The organism is Streptomyces longispororuber, assembly GCF_014656095.1.
GTDB classification, from domain to species: domain Bacteria; phylum Actinomycetota; class Actinomycetes; order Streptomycetales; family Streptomycetaceae; genus Streptomyces; species Streptomyces longispororuber.
On the sequence record NZ_BNBT01000158.1, the window covers coordinates 1 to 19,919 of the forward strand.

Here is a 19,919-nt window from a genome sequence, read left to right on the forward strand (position 1 = left end):
GCCCGCACCGGCCCGGCGCAAGGCCGTCTGGCGGCGGCTGCGGCAGTGGTGGCGCGGCTACTGACCGGCCTGGCGCGGCGGGCCGGGCTCCGCCCGCTCGCCGCCGCCGGCCCAGGCCGCGTACGACTCCCACGCATCCAGGGTCCGCCTGCTGACGAAGCGGTGCGCGGCGCCGGTGACCGGGTCCTCGAACTCCAGGGCGCGGGCGAGGAGTTGCAGCGGGCGCCGGAAGTCGTCCGGCGCCACCGGCCCGCGCACCACCGGGTAGAGCGGATCGCCGAGCAGCGGCAGGCCGAGGGCGTTCATGTGGACGCGCAGTTGATGGGTGCGGCCGGTGCGCGGCAGCAGCCGGTAGCGCCCGAGGCGGCCGTCGTGCGCGAGGAGTTCGACCCGGCTCTCGCTGTTGGGCGCGGCGCCCGGCACCTCGTAGGCGGCGAGGACGCCCCGGTCCTTGACGAGGTGGCTGCGCACGGTGCGCGGCAGCGGCACGTCCGGGTCGTACGCGGCCACCGCCTCGTACTCCTTGCGCACCAGGCGGTCGCGGAACAGCGTCTGGTACGCGCGGCGCTCCTCGGGCCGCACCGTGAACAGGAGCAGCCCGGCGGTGAGCCGGTCCAGGCGGTGCGCGGCGCTCAGCGCTGGGATGCCGAGGTGGGCGCGCAGCCGGGCGAGGGCGGTCTCGGCGACGTGGCCGCCGCGCGGCATCGTCGCGAGGAAGTGCGGCTTGTCGGCGACGACGATGTGCTCGTCGCGGTACACCACGTCGAGGCCGCCGGGCACCCGGGGCTCGGCGGGCAGGTCCCGGTGGAACCACACGTACAGCCCGGCCGCGTACGGGGTGGCCGGTGACAGCGGCGCACCGTCCGCGCCGACGAACCGCCCCTCGCGCAGCATCCGGTCGACGACACCGGGCCCGGCCGCGAGCCGCGCCACGAGGTGGTCCCGCACGGTGGCCCACGCGTCGCCCTCCGGGAGGCGGATCCGCACCGGGTCGACGCCCTCGCGCTGGGGGAGCGGGGCGGGCGGCACGCGGGTTCGTCGTCTCACGGCGGACCAGCGTACGGGCCCGGCGCTCCGAGGACGAGGTCCGCTCCTGGATGGAGACCTGGCGCGAGGAGTACGCCGACGAGACCGGCGCCCAGTGGGCGGTCACCTCCAGCCGCGGGCGCGTGTATCCCGCAGGGCGGTTTCCCCTCGTCGTTGTCCGCGCGTGCGTCGTGGCTGCTCGCGCAGTTCCCCGCGCCCCCAAGAAGGCTCCTCGCGTCGCGCCCTCGAGCAGGCACCTGCGGTCAGGGGCGTGGAGGTGCATGTCGTGCCAGCCGTCCTCGTGGAGGGCTGCGTTGCGGGATGCACAGGGCCGCGGCCAGGGGTGCCTGTCTGGGGGCGCGGGGAACTGCGCGACCAGCCACAGCCAACCCGCAGACAGCGGCGGCGCGCAGCGAGGAGAAGGGGCAGCGGGGGGCGAAGCCCCCGCGCCGCCCAAGCCCCGCTCAGGCCGAGCGCAGCTCCTGCTCGGCCTCCACCTCCGCGTTCCACTCCCGCTTCGACGCCTGCCACCCGTCCTCGTTGTGCCCGAGCCGCCAGTACCCGGACACGGACAACCGCTCCCGCGGCACCTGGTGCTCGACGCGCAGGATGCGGCGGATCTCCTTCACGAACCCCGCCTCCCCGTGCACGAACGCCTGCGGCGTGCCCGCCGGGAAGTCCAGGGCGCGGACGGCTTCCACCAGGGCCTGCCCCACCGGGCGCCCCTGGCGGTGCAGCCAGACCACCTCCGCGTCGGTGGAGATCTTCTGCTCCTCCTCGGGGCCCGAGACCTCCACGAAGGCCCGCACCTCCGCGCCCTCCGGCAGCGCTTCGAGCGCCGCGGCAATGGCGGGCAGCGCGCTCTCGTCACCGGCGATGAGGTGCCAGTCGGCGGCCGGGTCCGGCGCGTACGCCCCGCCGGGCCCGAGCAGGCGTACCGTCTCGCCCGGCTGCGCCCGCAGCGCCCACGGCCCGGCCAGGCCCTCGTCGCCGTGGACCACGAAGTCCAGGGCCAGCTCCCGGGCCTCGGGGTCCCACCAGCGCACCGTGTACGTCCGGGTGACGGGCCACTGCTCGCGCGGCAGCTCCTCGCGGACGCGCTGGAGGTCGAAGGGCTCCGGGTAGGTCACGCCCGCCGGGGCGAACAGGACCTTCACGTAATGGTCGGTGCAGTCCCCGGCCGTGAACTCGGAGAGGCCGTCGCCGCCGAGCACCACGCGCTGCATGTGGGGGGTGAGGCGTTCGGTGCGGACGACCTGGGCGACGTGGGGCTTCGGAGTCTTGCGTGCGGGCCGCTCTGCCATGGCTGATCCCCTGATCCACTATTTGTTAGGTTTACCTAACTTAACACCCGCCCTGGCCGCCCACCCCGCTCAGCCCTGGAGCGTGGACAGCAGCCGGCCGAGCGGACCCCCGAGGCCCCAGCGCCGGGCGAGCTCGTCCAGGGCGGCCGGGTCGCGCGGCTCGCGCGGCAGCGCGACCTCCACGTCCGGCAGCGGTACGTCGTCCGCGACCCGGACCACCTTCGGCGCGACGGCCAGGTAGGGGCGCGCCTCGTCGAGCCGCTTGCGCTGCGAGGGCGTCAGCCTGGCCGCGGGGTCGTCGACCGCCGCCATGATCCCGGCCAGGTCGCCGAAGGCGTCGAGGAGCTTGGCCGCGGTCTTCTCGCCGATGCCGGGGACGCCCGGCAGGCCGTCGCTGGGGTCGCCGCGCAGCAGGGCGAGGTCCGCGTAGCCGGGGCCGTCGACGCCGTACTTCTCGCGCAGCAGGGCCTCGTCGGTGACCTGGAGGCTGCCGACGCCCTTCAGCGGGTACAGGACGCGGACGCCGCGCGCGTCGTCCACGAGCTGGAACAGGTCGCGGTCGCCCGTGATGATGTCGACCGGGCCCGCCGCGCGGGCCGTGTACGTGCCGATCACGTCGTCCGCCTCGTACGCGGGGACGCCCACGCGGGCGATGCCGAGCGCGTCCAGGACGTCCTCGATCACCGGGACCTGCGGGGAGAGCGTGTCCGGGGTCTCCTCCACGTCCGGGCCCGCGGGCACCTCCTCGGCGACGCGGTGGGCCTTGTACGAGGGGATCAGGTCCACGCGCCACTGCGGCCGCCAGTCCGCGTCCATGCAGGCGACCAGGTCGTCCGGTCGGTGGTCCTGGACGAGGCGGGTGATGAACTCCAGGAGGCCGCGGACCGCGTTGACCGGGGTGCCGTCGGGGGCCTTCACGGATTCCGGGACCCCGAAGTAGGCCCGGAAGTACAGGGACGCCGTGTCGAGCAGCATGAGCCGCCGGGTGTGCTGAGTCACCCTCGCATCATGCCGCAAGGCGGCCGGGCCCCCGCCTGAGCCTCTTCGGTGCTGTTGTGACGTGGGACACTTCATGGTTTCGAAGGGGCGGATGAGGGCAGTGGCGACGCGGAGCAGTACCGGTCGAGTTTTCAACATCTTGATGGGTGAGCGGGCGGACCCCGCACGGCTCCACGGCCTGCCGTGGGGGAGCGGCGGGCCGTCTCCGTTCGACCCGAGAGGTGTATGTGTCCAGGCTGCAAGCCGAACACCTGTACAAAGTGTTCGGCAGACGACCCGACGACGTGGTGCGCAGGCTCCGCGACGGAGCCGACCGTGAAGAACTGCGCGCCGAGGGGACGACCGCCGCGGTCATCGACGCGACCTTCACCGTCGAGCCGGGCCAGATCTTCGTCGTCATGGGTCTCTCCGGATCCGGCAAGTCCACGTTGCTGCGCATGCTCAACGGGCTCTCGGAACCGACGGCCGGGCAGGTGCTCTTCGACGGTCAGGACCTGACCTCGCTGAGCGCCCGCGAGCTGCGCCAGGTGCGCGCCCGCAAGATCAGCATGGTGTTCCAGCACTTCGCGCTGTTCCCGCACCGCAGCGTGCTGGAGAACGCCGCGTACGGCCTGGAGGTGCAGGGCCTGCCGCGCGCGGAGCGCGAGAAGCGGGCCACCGAGGCGCTCGAACTCGCCGGCCTCAAGGGCTGGGAGAAGTCCTGGCCCGACGAGCTGTCCGGCGGCATGCAGCAGCGCGTGGGCCTGGCCCGCGCCCTGGCCACGGACGCCGACCTGCTGCTCATGGACGAGTCGTTCAGCGCGCTCGACCCGCTGATCCGCCGCGACATGCAGGACCAGCTCCTCGAACTCCAGCAGACGCTGAAGAAGACCATCGTCTTCATCACCCACGACCTCAACGAGGCCATGCGGCTCGGCGACCGGATCGCCGTCATGCGCGACGGCCGGATCGTCCAGACCGGCACCGCCGAGGACATCCTCACCACCCCGGCCAACGACTACGTCGCCGCGTTCACGCAGGACGTCGACCGCGCCCGCGTGCTGACCGCGGGCGCCGTCATGGCGGGCCCGGAGACCGTGTACGGGACGACGACGCCGGAGGGCACGAAGCTGCGCAGCGCCGCCGACGTGCTCGCCGCGGCCCCCGCCACCGTCTCCGCCGACACCCCGGTGATCGAGCTGTTCACGCCGTGCTCCACCAGCGGCGTCGCCGTGGCCGTGACCGGCGCGGACGGCTCCCTGGTCGGCGTCGTGTCCCGGGCGCGGCTGCTGGCCGCGCTCGGCGAGCCGGGCACGCGGCCCGCGGCCCCCGCGGACGCCGTCGTCCCGGCACAGCCGAAGGACACGGCCGTACGCGTACCGAGGACCGGGGACGAGGGCGGCAGGAGCGCGGGCAAGGTGAGCAGCGGTGCCTAGGATTCATCTCGGCGACCGGGTCAACGACGCGGTCGACTGGCTCACCGAACACCTCGCCTGGCTGTTCGACTTCATCGAGTCCGTGCTCAGCGGCATGAACGACACCCTCACGGACGTGCTCCAGGCCCCCGAGCCGCTGCTGCTCGCGGGCATCTTCGCCGTGATCGCGTGCTGGCTGCGCGGCCTGTCCGCCGGTGTGCTCTCCTTCGTCGGCTTCGCGTTCATCGACTCGCTGGAGCTGTGGGACAACGCGATGGTGACGCTGTCCCTGGTGCTGGTGGCGACGGTCATCGCGCTGGTGATCTCCGTGCCGCTCGGCATCTGGGCGGCCCGCTCCCGCAGGGTCGGGGCGCTGCTGCGGCCCGTGCTCGACCTGATGCAGACGCTGCCCGCGATGATCTACCTCATCCCGGCCATCCTGTTCTTCGGCATGGGCGGCCCCGCGGGCATCGTCGCGACGCTGATCTTCGCCCTCGCGCCCGGCGTGCGGATGACGGAGCTCGGCATCCGCCAGGTCGACAAGGAACTGGTCGAGGCGGCCGACGCGTTCGGCACGACACCGCGCAACGTGCTGTTCCGGGTGCAGCTCCCGCTCGCCCTGCCGACCATCATGGCCGGCGTCAACCAGGTCATCATGCTGGGCCTGTCGATGGCCGCCATCGCGGGCATGGTCGGCACCGGCGGCCTCGGCGCCGACGTGAACGAGTCCATCGGCCAGCTCGACGTCGGCCTCGGCGCCGAGTCCGGTGTCTCCATCGTGATCCTCGCGATCTACCTGGACCGCATGACCGCCGCCCTGGGCACGCAGGTGTCGCCGCTCGGCCGCCGCGCCGCCGCCAGGGCGCGCGCCGCGCAGGGCCTGAAGCTGTGGAGCTACCGGCCCCGCCCGGCGTTCGCGGTGATCGGCGTGGTCGTCCTCGCGCTCGTCGCGGGCGGCATGGGCGTCTTCGGCGGCTCGGACGACAAGGCGACCGCCGCCTCCGACGGCGAGAACGTCGGCCACGGCAAGGAGCTGAACATCGGCTACATCCCCTGGGACGAGGGCGTGGCCTCCACCTTCCTGTGGAAGGAGATCCTGGAGCGGCGCGGCTTCGAGGTGAAGGCCCAGCAGCTCGACGCGGGGCCCCTCTACACCTCGCTCGCCCAGGGCGGCATCGACTTCCAGACCGACGCCTGGCTGCCGACGACGCACGCCTCGTACTGGAAGAAGTACGGCGACAAGCTCGACGACCTCGGGGCCTGGTACGGGCCGACCTCCCTGGAGCTGAGCGTGCCCTCGTACATGAAGGGCGTCGACTCCCTGGAGGACCTCAAGGCGAGGAAGGGCACCTTCAAGGGCAAGATCATCGGCATCGAGTCCAGCGCCGGAATGATGAAGCTCCTCAAGGACAAGGTGCTCAAGGCCTACGGCCTGGAGAAGGACTTCGAGGTCGTCGACGGCTCCACGCCCGCGATGCTCGCCGAGCTGAAGCGCGCGTACGCCAAGAAGCAGCCCGTCGTGGTGACGCTCTGGTCGCCGCACTGGGCCTACAGCGACTTCGACCTGAAGAAGCTGAAGGACCCGAAGGGCGCCTGGGGCAAGGGCGACGGCGTGCACACCGTCGCGCGCGACGGCTTCGCGAAGGAGCACCCCGAGGTCGGCGCCTGGCTCAAGGACTTCAGGATGAGCGAGAAGCAGCTCACGAGCCTCGAAGCCGAGATCAACAAGGCGGGCAAGGGCAACCAGCAGCAGGCCGTGCGCGCCTGGCTGGAGAAGAACCCCGGCCTGGTCGAGAAGTGGGCCCCGGTGGCCGGCGGCGGCGCGGGCGCGGCCCCCGCGGAGGCGAAGCGGACGCTGAACGTGGCCTGGTTCCCCTGGGACGAGGACGTCGCCGTCACCTACCTGTGGAAGAACGTCCTGGAGCGGCGCGGCTACAAGATGAAGCTGTCGCAGTCCGACGTGGGCCCGGTCTACACCGGCCTCGCGCGGGGCGACATCGACGTGAACTTCGACGCCTGGCTGCCCAGTACGCAGAAGAACTACTGGGACAAGCACAAGGAGAACCTCGTCGACCTGGGCACCTGGTACAGCCCCACGTCCCTGGAGGTCGCCGTGCCGTCCTACGTCAAGGGCGTGAAGTCCCTGGCGGACCTCAAGGGCAAGGGCGGCACCTTCAAGGGCAAGATCGTCGGCATCGAGCCGGGCACCGGGGTCATGCAGAAGCTCAAGGACGAGGTGCTGCCCCGCTACGGACTCGAGGGCGAGTACAGGATCGCCAGCGGCTCGACGCCCGCGATGCTCGCCGAGCTCAAGCGCGCGTACGCCAAGAAGGAGCCGGTCGCGGTCCTGCTGTGGTCGCCCCACTGGGCCTACAGCGAGTACGGCCTGACCAAGCTCAAGGACCCCGAGGGCGCCTTCGGCAAGGGCGACACGATCCGCACCATCACCAGCAAGAAGTTCCCCGAGCAGTACCCGCGGCTCACGAAGTGGTTCAAGGACTTCAGGATGAGCGAGGCCGAGCTCGCGGGCCTGGAGAACGAGATCAAGAAGCGCGGCAAGGGCCATGAGGAGGAGGCCGTCGCCGCGTGGCTGAAGGAGCACCCAGAGGTTCCGGGTCGCATGGCCCCGCAGTAGCCGGGGACCGGCTCCACCGCGGGTTTATCGATCCTTCGGCGACGGGCCGGATACTTGCCCCACGGGCAGGTGTCCGGCCCGTTCGGCGTTCGGGCCGGGAGCGCGGACCGGGCGCCCGCGACCGGCACGCACAGCCCGCGCGCGGCCGCAACCGGCGCGCAGAGCGGCCAACTGGGTAAAACCGTTTGGCGAACATGCGTAGGGTGCAGGAAACCCATCAGGGTGAAGGCACCGGCCAGGACGGTCCGGCGGCACGCGTCGGCCGAGGCGCGCGGAAGAAGGAGGGAGCCGAGGCGATGGACGAGCACAAGGAGAACCTCCGGGTGGGCTCGGCCGTGCGGCGGCGCCGCCGCCAGCTCGAGCTCACCCTCGCGGTCGTCTCCCGGCGCAGCGGCCTCTCGGTGCCGTTCCTGAGCCAGGTGGAGAACGAGCGCGCCCGGCCCAGCATGCGCTCCCTGGAGCGGGTCGCCGACGCGCTCGGCACCACCGCCGTCGAGCTGCTCGCGGCCGCCGACCCGACCGGCACCGTCGACCTGGTGCGCGCCGCCGACGAGGTGAGCCTGGCGGGCGGCAGCTCCGAGACGCACGTACGGGACCTGGTCCGCGGCCACCACCAGCTCCACGTCTTCGAGTACGTGGGCGACCACGACGAGGGCCGCGAGTTCCAGCACCGCAACGACGAGCTGATGTACGTCATCGGCGGCGCCGTCGAGGTGGAGGCCGAGGGCCGCGCCTACCGCCTCGGGCGCGGCGACAGCCTCTACCTGACCGGGGGCGTACGGCACCGCTGGCGGGCCACGGCCGCCGATGCGCGGGTGCTCGTCGTGGCCGTGGGCGACCACATCGAGGCCACGGACGCCGGACGGCACTGACCGATGCCTACCGCACGGGTGGTCTCCCTGGTGCCCTCGCTCACGGAGGCGGTCGCCGAGACCGTGCCGGGCGCCCTGGTCGGGGCCACGGACTGGTGCAGCCATCCGGTGGGCCTGGACGTCCTCGGCGTCACCCGGATCGGTGGCACGAAGAACCCCTCCGTGTCCGCCATCGAGGCGCTCGTCCCCGACCTGGTGATCGCCAACGAGGAGGAGAACCGCCCCGCCGACGTGGCCGCCCTGCGCGCGGCAGGCCTGGAGGTCCTCGTCACCGAGGTGCGCGGACTCGACCAGGCGTTCCGCGAGCTGTCCCGGGTCCTCACCGCGTGCGGCGGGCCCGGCCGGCCCCGCTGGCTGGAGCGGGCCGAGGAGGTCTGGCGGGACCTGCCGCCCCCGGGCCGCCGGCGGCGGGCGGCCGTGCCCGTCTGGCGCAAGCCCTGGATGGTGCTCGGCCGGGACACGTTCGCGGGCGACCTGCTCCGCCGCCTCGGCGTCGACAACGCCTACGCGACGCACGCCGAGCGCTACCCGCGCGTCCCCCTGGAGGAGCTGCGCGCCGCCGACCTGGACCTGGTGGTGCTGCCGGACGAGCCGTACCGCTTCACCGCCGAGGACGGCCCCGAGGCGTTCCCCGGCCTGCCCGCCGCACTGGTCAGCGGCCGCCACCTCACGTGGTACGGACCCTCGCTGGCGGAGGCGCCGCGGGTGCTGGGCGCGGCGCTGCGGGCGGGCCGCCGCTGAGCCTCAGCGCGGTGCGGCGGGCACGCGGCGGCCGGGGTGCGGCGGGCAGCCGGTGGTCGCGCCTCAGCGCGGCGCCGCGAGCAGGCGGCCGTCGAGGAGGCCGCGGGCGGTGTGGGTCAGGGCCACCGCCCAGGCGGTCACCAGGAGCGCGAAGAGGCCCGTGGCCAGCCAGGCGTAGGCGGTGAGGCCGGTGTGCCTGCCCAGGGCCGCGGCGCCCGTGGCGCAGGTGCCGACGGGGAAGGTGAACGCCCACCACGTCATCGCGAAGCCCATGCCCGCGCGCCGGGCACGGGCCACCAGCGCGGCCGCCAGCGCCAGCCACAGCAGGGCGAAGCCGAGCACCGGCACGCCGTACACCACGGCGAACACCGCGAAGCCCCGGTCGAAGGGCGCGGGCAGCAGGCCGTCGGCCGCGTCGGCGAACGCGTTCACGGCGGTCGTGGACTGCCCGAGCGGGCCCAGGACCAGGAACACCGTCGGGGTGAGCGCCAGTGGCAGCGGCGGGCCCGTCACCAGCCGGGCGAAGACCAGCGGCAGCAGCACCAGGGTGGCCAGCAGGCTGACGCCGAACAGCGCCACGCACCCGTAGAGCAGCGTCTGCCGGGCCTGCCCGGGCGGCAGGTGCGGCACGAGCAGCGGCCCGACGGCGGCGGCGACCATGGGCGCCACGACGGGAAGGAGCCACACCGGGGACGCCTGGTCGGCCGTGACCTCGTGCCGGACCACCATCAGGTACGGGATCGCGACCGCCGCGGCGAGACCGGTCGCCGTACCGGCGGCGAACAGCACGGCGTCGAGTGCGACCGCCGCGCCGAGGCCGATCCAGTCCCGGCCCACCAGCACGGTGGCGGCGCCGACCGCGAGCAGGGCCATGGACAGACAGCCGTGGAAGGGCGCCACCGCCGGGTCCAGGAGGTGCGCCCGCGCCTGGTCACGGTGGTGGAGCCAGTGCGCGGCCCGGGCCGCGAGCAGCGCGGCCAGCATCAGCAGCGACAGCGCCCACACGGCGGCGCAGGCCGTGCGCAGGCCCGGGACGGCGCCCGGCAGCGCGACGCCCGCGTTGGCGACGATCGCCGTGCCCATGACGGACGCGTACCAGTTCGGGCCGAGGTGGCGGACGGCGGCGCGGGGGCTCGTGCGCGGGCGGGGGCGGCTGTGCGCTGCGGTGACCATGGCCCCACGGTGCGCCCGCCGGGTCCGGCGCGGTAGGGATCATGTGCCTATGGGGACATAACCTGGTCTTATGACCTCGGAGACGCCCGGCCCGCCAGGGGGACCGCTCGCGCACCGGGTGCCGGACCTGGCCGCCCTGGAGCTGCTGCTCGCCGTCGCGCGCCTGGGCAGCCTCGGCCGGGCGGCGCGTGAGCTCGGCATCAGCCAGCCCGCCGCGAGCGGGCGCGTGCGGTCCATGGAACGGCAGCTCGGCGTGGCCCTCGTGGACCGCTCGCCGCGCGGCTCGCGGCTGACCGAGGCGGGCGCCCTCGTCACCGACTGGGCGCGCCGGATCGTGGAGGCCGCCGAGGCCTTCGACGTGGGAGCGCAGGCGCTGCGCGACCGGCGCGACTCGCGGCTGCGGGTCGCGGCGAGCATGACCATCGCCGAGTACCTGCTGCCGGGCTGGCTGATCGCGCTGCGCGCGCGGCGCCCCGGTACGGCCGTGGCGCTGCTCGCGGGCAACTCCGCGCAGGTCGCCGAGCGGCTGCTCGGTGGGGAGGCGGACCTCGGGTTCGTGGAGGGGCTGCGGGTGCCCGCGGGCCTGGACGCCGCGGTGGTCGGGCACGACCGGCTGGTCGTGGTGACCGCGCCCGGGCACGCCTGGGCGCGGCGGCGCACCCCCGTTTCCGCCGCGGAGCTCGCCGGGACGCCGCTGATCCTGCGCGAGGAGGGCTCCGGTACGCGGCAGGTCCTGGACGCGGCCCTCGGCGGGCTCGCGGCGCCGCTCATGGAGCTGTCGTCCACCACGGCCGTGAAGTCCGCCGCGGTGAGCTGCGCGGGGCCCGCGGTGCTCAGTGAGCTGGCGGTGGGCGAGGAGGTTCTGGCGGGGCGCCTTGTGCGGGTGCCGGTGGCGGGGGTGCGGCTGCGCCGTGAGCTGCGGGCCGTGTGGCCCACGGGGCCTGTGCCGGCGGGGCCGGCGCGGGAGTTGCTGGGGCTGACGCGGGGGGCCTAGCGGCCGGCTCTGCGTGGGGGCTCGCTCGGCCTGCGGCCTGCGTTGTCCTCCCTTCCTCCGTTGTCTTTTGCCTGCGGGTGTGTGGGGTTGCTCGCGCAGTTCCCCGCGCCCCTTGAGGGGGCTTGTCTTTGGGGTCGGGTTCACGTGTTGGGCGCGTTGGTGGGCTTGTTCGGTGTCGTCGTTGTCTGCGGGGCGTCCGGGGTTGTTCGCGCAGTTCCCCGCGCCCCTTGAGGGGGCTTGTCCTCGGGGTCGGGTTCACGTGTTGGGCGCGTTGGTGGGCTTGTTCGGTGTCGTCGTTGTCTGCGGGGCGTCCGGGGTTGTTCGTGCAGTTCCCCGCGCCCCTTCGGGGCGCTTGGTTGCCGCCTGTACCAGTGCCTGCATCAGGCGGGTGTCCGTGCTCATTTCCGGGTGCCATTGGACGCCCAGGGTCCAGGCGGGGGCGGGGAGTTCGACGGCCTCGATGGTGCCGTCGGGGGCGTGCGCGGACGCGAGCAGGCCGCGGCCCAGGACGTCCACCGCCTGGTGGTGGTACGTGGGGACGTCCGTCGACGCGTCGGGGACGACGGACGCGTACAGCGTGCCGGGCACCGGCTTGACCGTGTGCGTGCCGAAGACGCCGGGCGCCACGGCGTGGCCGTCCAGGTGCTGGACGAGGGTGCCGCCCAGGGCGACGTTCAGGAGCTGCATCCCGCGGCAGATGCCGAGCAGGGGCGTGCCCGTGGTCAGGGCCGCCTCGATCAGGGCGAGTTCCCAGGCGTCCCGCTCCGGGGCGGGCGGGCCCGTGCGGGCGTCGCGCGGGGCGCCGTAGCGGGACGGCTCGACGTCGGGGCCGCCCGCGACGACGACGCCGTCGAGGCGGGCGACGACGTCGGCCGCGTACGCGGGGTCGTCCGGCGGCACCATCGCCGCCAGGCCACCCGCCGCCTGCACCAGGCGCGGGTACCCGGCGGGCAGCAGTGCGGCCGGCAGCGTCCAGACGCCCCAGCGCGCCTCGGCCTCCAGGTAGGTGCTCACGCCGATCAGCGGTCGGCGGGCGGTGCCGTTCACGTGCGGACTCCCTTTGCTCTTCGTGTTACTCGCGTTCCAGCTCGGCCTCCGCCGCGGCCAGCGCGGCGAACTCCTCCTCGGGCGCCCGTGCCACCAGATGCTTGCGGCTGTACAGGCCGAAGTACGCGATCGCCACCCCGTACACGCCGAGCGCGATGACCGCCGCCGTGACGTCCACCAGGAACGTCGCCACGAGGGCCGCGCACGCCAGGGCCAGCGCCACCGACGACGTCAGGACGCCGCCGGGCGTGCGGTAGGGCCGGGGCAGGGCGGGCTCGCGGCGCCGCAGCACGATGTGGGACAGCGACATCAGGGCGTAGGAGATGGTCGCGCCGAACACCGCGACGTTCAGCATGCGCGCGCCGTCGCCGGTCGCGGCGGCCAGCGAGAAGCCGATCGCCCCCGGCACCAGCAGGCCCAGGTAGGGCGCCTTGCGGCGGCTGGTCAGGGACAGGAAGCGGGGCAGGTAGCCCGCCCGGGACAGGGCGAAGAGCTGGCGCGAACCGGCGTAGATGAGGGAGAAGAAGGAGGCCACCAGGCCGGCCAGGCCCGCGTAGTTGATGACGCGGCTCAAGGTCGTCCGCTCGCCGTCCGGCTGGAGGGCGTCCACCAGCGGGTTGCCCGTCGACTGGAGGGCGGCCGAGCCGCGCGCGCCCGTCGAGGCGAGGAAGGTGAGCAGCGCGAGCGCGACGAGGATGACCATCGACCAGCGGATCGCCCGCGGCAGGGTGCGCGCCGGGTCCTTCGTCTCCTCGGCGGCCAGCGGTACGCCCTCCACGCCCAGGAAGAACCACATGCCGAACGGGAACGCCGCCCAGATGCCGAGGATGCCCAGCGGCAGCCACGAACTGGCGCCGAAGGCGTCGTGGTCGACGGGGATGTCGTTCAGCTTGGAGGCGTCGAAGTCGAGGAACGCGCCCACCGCGAACACCAGCAGCGCCGCCACCGCGATGCCCGTGACGACGAAGCTGAACCGCAGGGCCTCGCCGACGCCCCACAGGTGGATGCCGGTGAAGAGGACGAAGCAGGCCAGGTAGACCGGCCAGCCCGACTCCAGGCCGAAGAGCCCGAGCGACTCCACGTAGTCGCCGATGAAGATGGAGATCGCGGCGGGTGCGAGGACGTACTCGATGAGGATCGCCGTGCCGGTCAGGAAGCCGCCCCAGGGGCCGAGGGCGCGGCGGGCGAAGCCGTAGCCCCCTCCGGCCGTCGGCAGCACGGACGACAGCTCGGCGAGCGAGAACACCATGCAGGTGTACATCACGCCCATCAGGACCATCGCGACGGCCAGGCCGCCGAAGCCGCCCTCCTTGAGGCCGGAGTTCCAGCCCGAGTAGTCGCCGGAGACGACGTAGGCGACGCCGAGGCCGGTGAGCAGCACCCACCCGGCGTTCCCGCGGCGCAGCGCGCGCCGCTCCAGATAGTCGTCCCCTTCGGCGGCGCGTGGCGTGGTGGACTCCTGCGGCATGAGGGAGCTCCCCTGGGGCGGCGACAATGGATTGGTGCCATACCTTTGCGGGGAGGGCGGGTAGAAAGCAAGACCCGTGCGTAACGTGCCGGTTAACCGTCCCGACGCACAAGGGGCGAGCCGGACGGGCCCGGCCCCGGGGCCCGCCCCTCAGGTGAGGAACCCCCGCAGCAGCGCCGCCGTCCCCGCGCAGTGCTCGCGCGAGATCTCCCGCGCCGCGTCCGCGTCGCCGTCGAGCACGGCCTCCACCAGGGCCGTGTGCTGGCGCTGGGAGTGCTCCAGGTTGCGCACCAGGAGCGGGATGCAGTCGAGCAGGTCGTTCACCGTCGCGCGGACCGCCGCGTACTGCGCGGTGAGCGTCGGCGAGCCGGACAGCTCGGCGAGCGTGAGGTGCAGGAAGGTGTCCCGCCGCCGGTAGTCGGCGAGCGGCGCGTCGTGGGTGTCCGCGAGGGCGGCGCGCAGCCGCCCGGCCCGCTCGCCCGCCAGGCCCTCGGCGGCGCACAGCCCGGCGGCGCCGACCTCCAGGACCTCGCGGAAGCGCAGCGCGTCCTCCACGTCGACGCCCCTGATGCGCCGGCGCAGCTCGTCCTCGCCGGGCGCCTCGGGGCGCGGGCGCACGAACGTGCCGCCGTAGCGCCCCCGCCGCGACTCCACGAGCCCCTGGTCCTGGAGGACCTTCAGGACCTCCCGCAGCGTGACCCTGCTGATGCCGAGCCGGTCGGCCAGCTCCCGCTCCGACGGCAGCCGTTCGCCGCCGGGCACCAGGCCGAGCCGGACGACCTGGAGGATCTGCTCCAGGGCCTCCTCGAAGCCGTTCCCGGCCCGCACCGGCCGCAGCACCGTCGCGAGGCCGCCGTCGGCATCCGCGTGCGACATGTCGCGGCACCCCCTTCCCAAGCAATGGTTCTCGGCAATACCTTATGGCCACTCGGCTGACCCAAGGAGGCTTTTCCCGTGGCAGACCGCACACCCCCGCTCGCCGTCGAGGAGCTGCGTGCCCTCGTGGCGGGCGGAGAGATCGACACTGTCGTCCTGGCCTTCCCCGACATGCAAGGGCGGCTCCAGGGCAAGCGGTTCGCCGCCCCGTTCTTCCTGGACGAGGTCCTGGAGCACGGCACGGAGGGCTGCAACTACCTCCTGGCCGTCGACACGGAGATGAACACGGTCGACGGGTACGCGATGTCCTCCTGGGAGCGCGGCTACGGCGACTTCGCCATGCGCCCCGACCTGACCACCCTGCGCCGGATCCCCTGGCACGAGGGCACGGCCCTGCTCGTCGCCGACCTCGCCTGGAACGACGGCTCGCCCGTGGTCGCGGCCCCCCGGCAGATACTGCGCCGCCAGCTCGACCGCCTCGCCGAGCTGGGCTGCACCGCGCACGTCGGCACCGAGCTGGAGTTCATCGTCTTCAAGGACACCTACGAACAGGCCTGGGACGCCGGCTACCGCGGCCTGACCCCGGCCAACCAGTACAACATCGACTACTCCGTCCTCGGCACCGGCCGCGTCGAGCCGCTGCTGCGCCGCATCCGCAACGAGATGGCGGGCGCGGGCCTGACCGTGGAGTCCGCCAAGGGCGAGTGCAACCCCGGCCAGCACGAGATCGTGTTCCGCTACGACGAGGCCCTCGTCACCTGCGACCAGCACGCGCTCTACAAGACCGGCGCCAAGGAGATCGCCGCCCAGGAAGGCGTGTCGCTCACCTTCATGGCGAAGTACAACGAGCGCGAGGGCAACTCCTGCCACATCCACCTCTCGCTCCAGGACGCCGACGGCAACAACGCCATGGCCGGTGCCCCGGACGACCCCGGGGGCATGTCGCCCCTCATGCGCCACTTCCTCGCCGGACAGCTCGCCGCGCTGCGCGACTTCAGCCTGCTGTACGCGCCCCAGATCAACTCCTACAAGCGCTTCCGGCCCGGCTCCTTCGCCCCCACCGCGGTCGCCTGGGGCCACGACAACCGCACCTGCGCCCTGCGCGTCGTCGGCCACGGCCGCTCGCTGCGCTTCGAGAACCGCCTCCCCGGCGGCGACGTCAACCCGTACCTGGCGGTCGCCGGCCTGGTCGCGGCGGGCCTGTACGGCGTCGAGCAGGAGCTGGAACTGCCCGAGGCGTGCGCCGGCAACGCCTACACCGCCGACTACGCGCACGTCCCGACGACCCTGCGCGAGGCCGCCGAGCTGTGGGAGAACAGCCCCGTCGCCAAGGCCGCGTTCGGCGACGAGGTCGTCGCGCACTACCGCAACATGGCGCGGGTCGAGCTGGACGCCTTCGACTCCGCGGTGACCGACTGGGAGCTGCGCCGCTCCTTCGAACGACTGTGAGGCCCCGACGTGCTTGAGGTACTGAACCCCGCGACCGAGGACGTCGTCGCGACCGTCCCCGCCGCCACCGCCGAGGACGTCGACGCGGCCGTCGCCCGGGCCGTGCGGGCACAGGCCGGGTGGGCGGCCGCCGCCCCCGCCGACCGCGCCCGTCTGCTGCGCCGCTTCGCCGCCGTCATCGACGGCCACGTCGAGGAGCTCGCCCGCCTGGAGGTCCGCGAGGCCGGGCACGTCATCGGCAACGCCCGCTGGGAGGCGGGCAACGCCCGCGACCTGTTCGACTACGCGGCGGGCGGCGTCGAGCGCCTCACCGGCCGCCAGATCCCGGTCCCCGGCGGCCTCGACCTGACGATCCTCGAACCCCTCGGCGTGGTCGGTGTCATCGCGCCCTGGAACTTCCCGATGCCCATCGCCGCCTGGGGCACCGCCCCGGCCCTCGCGGCGGGCAACGCGGTCCTCCTCAAGCCCGCCGAGACCACCCCGCTGACCGCCCTGCGCCTGGCCGAGCTTGCCCTGGAGGCGGGCCTGCCCGAGGGCCTGTTCCAGGTCCTGCCGGGCGAGGGGGCCGTGGCCGGGAACGCGCTGGTCGAGCACCCCGGCGTCGCCAAGATCGTGTTCACCGGCTCCACCCGCGTCGGCAAGCAGATCATGGCCAGGTGCGCCGACCGCGTGAAGCGCGTGACCCTCGAACTCGGCGGCAAGAGCCCGAACATCGTCTTCGCCGACGCCGACGTGGAGGCCGCCGCCCTCGCCGCCCCCGGCTCGTTCCTCGACAACTCCGGCCAGGACTGCTGCGCCCGCACCCGCATCCTCGTCCAGCGCCCGGTGTACGACCGCTTCCTCGAGGTCCTGGCACCGGCCGTGGCGTCGTACGTCGTCGGCGACCCGGCCGACGAGAAGACCCAGATGGGCCCGCTGATCTCCCGGGCCCAGCTCGACCGGGTGCGCTCCTACGTGCCCGCGGGCGCGGGCATCCGCGGCAGCGCGCCCGAGGGGCCCGGCTTCTGGTTCCCGCCGACCGTCCTCACCGACGCCGACCCCGCCTCGCCGGTCGCCGTCGAGGAGGTCTTCGGCCCGGTCGCCGTCGTCCTGCCCTTCGAGGACGAGGCCGAGGCGGTCCGCCTCGCCAACGCCACCGAGTACGGCCTGTCCGGCTCCGTCTGGACCCGCGACGTGGGCCGCGCGCTGCGCGTCTCCCAGGCCGTCAAGGCGGGCAACCTGTCCGTCAACTCGCACTCCAGCGTGCGCTACTGGACCCCCTTCGGCGGCTACGGCCAGTCCGGCCTCGGGCGCGAGCTCGGCCCGGACGCCCTCGCCGCCTTCACCGAGACCAAGAACGTCTTCATCAGCACGGAAGGGCCCGCTCAGTGACCGAAGAGACCGTGACCTCCCCCGGGGGTTCCCCCCAGACCCCCGTCTGCCGCCGCCTCGTCGGCCGCACCGCCGTCGTCACCGGCGCGGGCAGCGGCATCGGCCTCGCCACCGCCCGCCGCCTCGCCTCCGAGGGGGCGCACGTGGTGTGCGGCGACATCGACGAGAGCGCGGGCAAGAAGGCCGCCGAGGACGTCGGCGGGACGTTCGTGAAGGTCGACGTCACCGACGCCGAACAGGTCGAGGCCCTGTTCAAGGCCGCGTACGACACCTACGGCAGCGTGGACGTCGCCTTCAACAACGCGGGCATCTCGCCGCCCGACGACGACTCCATCCTCGACACCGGCCTGGAGGCCTGGAAGCGCGTCCAGGAGGTCAACCTCACCTCCGTCTACCTGTGCTGCAAGGCCGCCATCCCCTACATGCGCCGCCAGGGCAAGGGCTCCATCATCAACACCGCCTCGTTCGTGGCCCGCATGGGCGCCGCGACCTCGCAGATCTCGTACACCGCGTCCAAGGGCGGCGTGCTCGCCATGTCCCGCGAGCTGGGCGTGCAGTTCGCGCGCGAGGGCATCCGCGTGAACGCGCTGTGCCCGGGGCCGGTCAACACCCCGCTGCTCCGGGAGCTGTTCGCCAAGGACCCCGAGCGGGCCGCCCGGCGCCTCGTGCACATCCCCGTGGGCCGCTTCGCGGAGGCCGAGGAGATCGCGGCGGCGGTCGCGTTCCTCGCCAGCGACGACGCCGCGTTCGTGAACGCGACCGACTTCCTGGTCGACGGCGGCATCTCCGGGGCGTACGTCACGCCCCTGTAGGGCACCGCACCCCGCTCCCCGGCACGGCCGGGCGTCCCCGGGCGCCCGGCCGTGCCGCGTGGCCGTCGCACGCCGGTCGTGCCGGCCGAACGGGACGCGGTGGACAGGGCTTCTGCGACCCCCCAAAACTGCTGTAGCGTCCACGCACATGCGTAACAGAAACGTTTGTGCGACGCTGGCCGCGGCCGCCGCCCTGGTGGCCGGGCCCGTCGCGCTCCCCGCAGCCGCCGCCACGGCCGCGCCCGCGCCGCACTCCGGCGCCCACTGCCCCCAGCTCTCGAAGAAGCTCACCTGGTACGGCGACAACCGCGCCCGCCTCCAGAAAGTCATCGACGCGCGGGGCACGTGCTCCGACCCGCGCCTCGGGCACGGCGGGCACCAGCGCCCGGTCGCCGCCTTCGACTGGGACAACACCGTCGTCAAGAACGACGTCACCGACGCCACCATCAGTTGGGCCCTGCGGCACGACAAGATCCTGCGCCCGCAGAGCTGGAAGTCCTCCAGCAAGTGGATGACGGACGCCGGCCACCGCGCCCTCACCCGCGCCTGCGGCACCGCGGTGCCCGTCGGCAAGCCGCTGCCGACCTCCACCGACACCGACTGCGCCGACGAGATCCTCCAGATCCGCGAGGACGGCACCACGATGAGCGGCGCCGCCGCCTTCGCCGGCACCTGGAACCACCGCCGCACCGTCCCGCAGTACGCCTGGGTGCCGCAGCTCTTCGCCGGACACACCGTCGAGGAAGTGGAGTCGTACGCGAAGAAGGCCCGCGAGGAGGCCCTCGCGGCGCCGGTCGGCACCACCCGCACCATCGGCAGCCACACCGTGCCCGGCTACGCCCGCTACTACGAGCAGCAGCGCGACCTGATCCGGACCCTGAAGAAGGCCGGGTTCGACGTCTACATCGTCTCCGCGGGCTCCGAGCCCGTCGCCGAGGTGTGGTCGCGCGGCGTCGGCATCGACCGCAAGCACACCATTGCGATCCGCTCCGTCCTGGACCACAAGGGTCGCATCACCACCCGGAACCAGGGCTGCGGCGGCGTCGGCGTGAACAAGGGCGACGTCATCCCGTACATCGACGGTAAGCGCTGCTTCGTCAACCAGGAGATCTTCAAGGTCAAGGGCGAGAAGGCCTGGGACAAGCAGCGCTGGGGCAAGCGCATCGCGGTCGGCGGCGGCGACGCCGACACCGACGTGACGTTCGTCGGCGACGCCACCGGCGCGCACCTGGTCCTGAACCGCAACAAGAGCGAGTTCATGTGCCGGGCGTACGACAACGCCGACGGCCGGTGGGTCGTGAACCCCATGTTCATCGAGCCGCTGCCGCGCAAGGCGGGCACGTACCCCTGCTCGACGGCCGCGTACAACGCGCCCGACGGCCGCAAGACCCCCGTGCTGCGCCAGGACGGCACCGTCGTCCCCGACCAGCGGGACAGCGTGTACTAGGCGGGACAGCGCCCGTCGGCCGGGGATGCGCGTGCGCGGTCCGCGTGTACGGCCGGTGTGACCCGGCTGGTTGTACCGGCCGCCGCGCCACGTCCTAAAGTGCCGGGATGAGCATGTCGCCTCCTCCCGGCTGGTACCCGGACCCGTCCCAGCCCGCCGTCGAGCGCTGGTGGGACGGGTCCGCGTGGACCGCGCACGGGCGCGCCCCGGCACCCCAGGGGGCGGCGGCGCAGCCGGGGTTCGGGCCCGCGCCGGTGCCGCCCGGGGCGGGCGTCGTGCCGGACCGGCCCGGCCTCGCCGCCACGGCGGTC

Annotated in this window: 17 protein-coding genes; 10 read left to right on the forward strand and 7 right to left on the reverse strand. The window is 73.5% G+C overall.

Features of this window, described 5'->3' with window-relative positions; all coding sequences use genetic code 11:
- Positions 1–57 precede the first annotated feature (57 nt).
- The 3 genes from IE330_RS32305 to IE330_RS32315 all read right to left on the reverse strand — a co-directional run bounded on the left by IE330_RS32305 (position 58) and on the right by IE330_RS32315 (position 3,305).
- Positions 58–1,047 carry a pseudouridine synthase gene (locus tag IE330_RS32305; protein ID WP_190139728.1) on the reverse strand — a complete coding sequence of 330 codons (990 nt, stop codon included), beginning with the start codon at positions 1,045–1,047 and terminating at the stop codon, positions 58–60.
- 443 nt (positions 1,048–1,490) lie between these two features.
- Positions 1,491–2,330 carry a siderophore-interacting protein gene (locus IE330_RS32310; protein WP_190139729.1) on the reverse strand — a complete coding sequence of 280 codons (840 nt, stop codon included), beginning with the start codon at positions 2,328–2,330 and terminating at the stop codon, positions 1,491–1,493.
- 69 nt (positions 2,331–2,399) lie between these two features.
- Positions 2,400–3,305 (reverse strand): 5'-3' exonuclease, encoded by a 906-nt coding sequence (locus IE330_RS32315; protein ID WP_190139744.1) that lies wholly within the window; start codon positions 3,303–3,305, stop codon positions 2,400–2,402.
- 251 nt (positions 3,306–3,556) lie between these two features.
- On the opposite strand from IE330_RS32315, the gene IE330_RS32320 reads away from it, so the two are divergent.
- The 4 genes from IE330_RS32320 (at position 3,557) to IE330_RS32335 (ending at position 8,971) form a co-directional block, all read left to right on the forward strand.
- A complete protein-coding gene (locus tag IE330_RS32320) occupies positions 3,557–4,744 on the forward strand; it encodes a quaternary amine ABC transporter ATP-binding protein (protein WP_190139730.1) in 1,188 nt (395 codons plus the stop codon).
- Complete coding sequence (locus IE330_RS32325; RefSeq protein ID WP_190139731.1) at positions 4,737–7,358, forward strand: ABC transporter permease/substrate binding protein; 2,622 nt, start codon at positions 4,737–4,739, stop codon at positions 7,356–7,358. Before IE330_RS32320 ends, IE330_RS32325 begins: the two co-directional genes overlap by 8 nt.
- Positions 7,359–7,654: 296 nt before the next feature.
- Complete coding sequence (locus tag IE330_RS32330; protein WP_190139732.1) at positions 7,655–8,230, forward strand: helix-turn-helix domain-containing protein; 576 nt, start codon at positions 7,655–7,657, stop codon at positions 8,228–8,230.
- Positions 8,231–8,233: 3 nt separating this feature from the next.
- Positions 8,234–8,971 (forward strand): helical backbone metal receptor, encoded by a 738-nt coding sequence (locus IE330_RS32335; protein WP_190139733.1) that lies wholly within the window; start codon positions 8,234–8,236, stop codon positions 8,969–8,971.
- A 63-nt stretch (positions 8,972–9,034) separates the two neighbouring features.
- On the opposite strand, the gene IE330_RS32340 is transcribed toward IE330_RS32335, so the two are convergent.
- On the reverse strand, positions 9,035–10,144 hold the full coding sequence (locus tag IE330_RS32340; protein ID WP_190139734.1) for a TDT family transporter: 1,110 nt from the start codon (positions 10,142–10,144) through the stop codon (positions 9,035–9,037).
- A gap of 70 nt (positions 10,145–10,214) precedes the next feature.
- On the opposite strand from IE330_RS32340, the gene IE330_RS32345 reads away from it, so the two are divergent.
- Entirely contained in the window at positions 10,215–11,138 is a 924-nt protein-coding gene (locus IE330_RS32345) for a LysR family transcriptional regulator (RefSeq protein WP_190139735.1), read from the forward strand.
- 255 nt (positions 11,139–11,393) lie between these two features.
- Here IE330_RS32345 and IE330_RS32350 read toward each other — a convergent pair whose 3' ends face one another.
- From IE330_RS32350 to IE330_RS32360, 3 genes are all read right to left on the reverse strand, one after another.
- On the reverse strand, positions 11,394–12,185 hold the full coding sequence (locus IE330_RS32350; RefSeq protein WP_190139736.1) for a gamma-glutamyl-gamma-aminobutyrate hydrolase family protein: 792 nt from the start codon (positions 12,183–12,185) through the stop codon (positions 11,394–11,396).
- 25 nt (positions 12,186–12,210) lie between these two features.
- Complete coding sequence (eat, locus tag IE330_RS32355) at positions 12,211–13,653, reverse strand: ethanolamine permease (protein ID WP_190139737.1); 1,443 nt, start codon at positions 13,651–13,653, stop codon at positions 12,211–12,213.
- A gap of 150 nt (positions 13,654–13,803) precedes the next feature.
- Complete coding sequence (locus tag IE330_RS32360; protein WP_190139738.1) at positions 13,804–14,529, reverse strand: FadR/GntR family transcriptional regulator; 726 nt, start codon at positions 14,527–14,529, stop codon at positions 13,804–13,806.
- 78 nt (positions 14,530–14,607) lie between these two features.
- On the opposite strand from IE330_RS32360, the gene IE330_RS32365 reads away from it, so the two are divergent.
- The 5 genes from IE330_RS32365 to IE330_RS32385 form a co-directional block, all read left to right on the forward strand.
- Complete coding sequence (locus IE330_RS32365) at positions 14,608–15,978, forward strand: glutamine synthetase family protein (RefSeq protein WP_190139739.1); 1,371 nt, start codon at positions 14,608–14,610, stop codon at positions 15,976–15,978.
- 9 nt (positions 15,979–15,987) lie between these two features.
- The gene (locus IE330_RS32370; protein WP_190139740.1) at positions 15,988–17,349 is read left to right on the forward strand and encodes an aldehyde dehydrogenase family protein; all 1,362 of its coding nucleotides are present in this window, start codon (positions 15,988–15,990) and stop codon (positions 17,347–17,349) included.
- A complete protein-coding gene (locus tag IE330_RS32375) occupies positions 17,346–18,161 on the forward strand; it encodes a 3-oxoacyl-ACP reductase (protein ID WP_190139741.1) in 816 nt (271 codons plus the stop codon). Before IE330_RS32370 ends, IE330_RS32375 begins: the two co-directional genes overlap by 4 nt.
- Before the next feature lie 148 nt (positions 18,162–18,309).
- Positions 18,310–19,608 (forward strand): HAD family hydrolase, encoded by a 1,299-nt coding sequence (locus IE330_RS32380; RefSeq protein WP_190139742.1) that lies wholly within the window; start codon positions 18,310–18,312, stop codon positions 19,606–19,608.
- 107 nt (positions 19,609–19,715) lie between these two features.
- The coding region (locus tag IE330_RS32385; protein WP_190139743.1) for a DUF2510 domain-containing protein at positions 19,716–19,919 on the forward strand (204 nt) is incomplete at its 3' end.

What these genes read in the sequence shown, in the direction of transcription:
- IE330_RS32310 (WP_190139729.1), bottom strand. Translation starts at nt 2,330, where the DNA reads ATGGCAGAGCGGCCCGCACGCAAGACTCCGAAGCCCCACGTCGCCCAG.
- IE330_RS32315 (WP_190139744.1), bottom strand. Translation starts at nt 3,305, where the DNA reads ATGCTGCTCGACACGGCGTCCCTGTACTTCCGGGCCTACTTCGGGGTC.
- IE330_RS32330 (WP_190139732.1), top strand. Translation starts at nt 7,655, where the DNA reads ATGGACGAGCACAAGGAGAACCTCCGGGTGGGCTCGGCCGTGCGGCGG.
- IE330_RS32335 (WP_190139733.1), top strand. Translation starts at nt 8,234, where the DNA reads ATGCCTACCGCACGGGTGGTCTCCCTGGTGCCCTCGCTCACGGAGGCG.
- IE330_RS32340 (WP_190139734.1), bottom strand. Translation starts at nt 10,144, where the DNA reads ATGGTCACCGCAGCGCACAGCCGCCCCCGCCCGCGCACGAGCCCCCGC.
- IE330_RS32345 (WP_190139735.1), top strand. Translation starts at nt 10,215, where the DNA reads ATGACCTCGGAGACGCCCGGCCCGCCAGGGGGACCGCTCGCGCACCGG.
- eat (WP_190139737.1), bottom strand. Translation starts at nt 13,653, where the DNA reads ATGCCGCAGGAGTCCACCACGCCACGCGCCGCCGAAGGGGACGACTAT.
- IE330_RS32360 (WP_190139738.1), bottom strand. Translation starts at nt 14,529, where the DNA reads ATGTCGCACGCGGATGCCGACGGCGGCCTCGCGACGGTGCTGCGGCCG.
- IE330_RS32380 (WP_190139742.1), top strand. Translation starts at nt 18,310, where the DNA reads ATGCGTAACAGAAACGTTTGTGCGACGCTGGCCGCGGCCGCCGCCCTG.